This is a genomic window from Bradyrhizobium sp. 142 (assembly GCF_023074015.1).
GTDB lineage: Bacteria > Pseudomonadota > Alphaproteobacteria > Rhizobiales > Xanthobacteraceae > Bradyrhizobium.
Genome location: NZ_JADPKQ010000391.1, coordinates 1 through 878, shown reverse-complemented (window position 1 = coordinate 878; position 878 = coordinate 1). Strand labels below are relative to the sequence as shown.

The following is an 878-nucleotide window of genomic DNA, read 5'->3' as shown; positions in this document are numbered from 1 at the left end:
ACTCGAGCTCTCGGCTCATCGTATGCATCGGCCTGCCCGCACATCGTGCTCCCGGTGCCTCTGTCCCGATGGTCGCACCATACGCCACGATGCAGAAAACCGCAGCGGAACGTTGGCACCGAGACATCTCATACCGGTTACCAACCCCATCGAAAGCGTGTTCGCGACCGTGCGGCACAGAACGGTGCGAACCAAGGGTTCGTTGTCGCCAACCACCGCCAAGCTGATGGTGTTCAAGCTGGTCATCGCGGCATCAAAGACCTGGCGGCGGCTCACAGGCACAAATCAGTTGCCGAAGGTGATCGCAGGTGTCAGATTCAACGACGGCATCGAGGTCATCCACATGCCGGCAAACCACGCCGCCTGATCACCTCGTCACCCAAAATCCCGCATAGCTCTTGGCGACCGCGCTCTTGGCCTTGTTGACCTTGAGCTTGAGGCGCTTTTCGAGGAACCGTTCGATCCCGGCCATCACCCGCTCGCCCGCCTTTTGACTGCGCACATAGATGTTGCAGTCATCGGCGTAGCGCGCGAAGCGGTGGCCGCGCTTCTCCAGCTCCTTGTCCAGCACATCCAGCATCAGGTTCGACAACAGCGGCGAGAGCGGGCCGCCTTGCGGCGTGCCTTCCTCCGTCGCACTGACAAGCCCTCCTTCCAGCACGCCCGCGGTCAGAAAGCCGCGGATCAGCTTCAGGAGGCGCTTGTCAGCAACCCGCTTGGCAACCAGCCCCATCAGGATGTCGTGGTCGATGTCCACGACAAAGCCGTGGCCGGACGCGATGTACGCCTGCGCCTGTTCCACCGCCTGATGTGCCGAGCGCTTCGGCCGGAAGCCGAAGCTCGTCTCGGAGAACGTTCCGTCCCAGTCCGCTTGCAGC

1 protein-coding gene and 1 pseudogene are annotated in these 878 nt (G+C 62.3%); one reads left to right on the top strand and one right to left on the bottom strand.

Annotation, left to right across the window (positions count from 1 at the left end):
• A pseudogene (locus tag IVA82_RS36190) lies at window positions 1-367 on the top strand (hypothetical protein); the annotation flags it as partial.
• Here IVA82_RS36190 and IVA82_RS36185 read toward each other — a convergent pair.
• Window positions 368-878: reverse transcriptase domain-containing protein (locus IVA82_RS36185; protein ID WP_346659686.1), on the bottom strand; the 511-nt coding region annotated here is incomplete at its 5' end.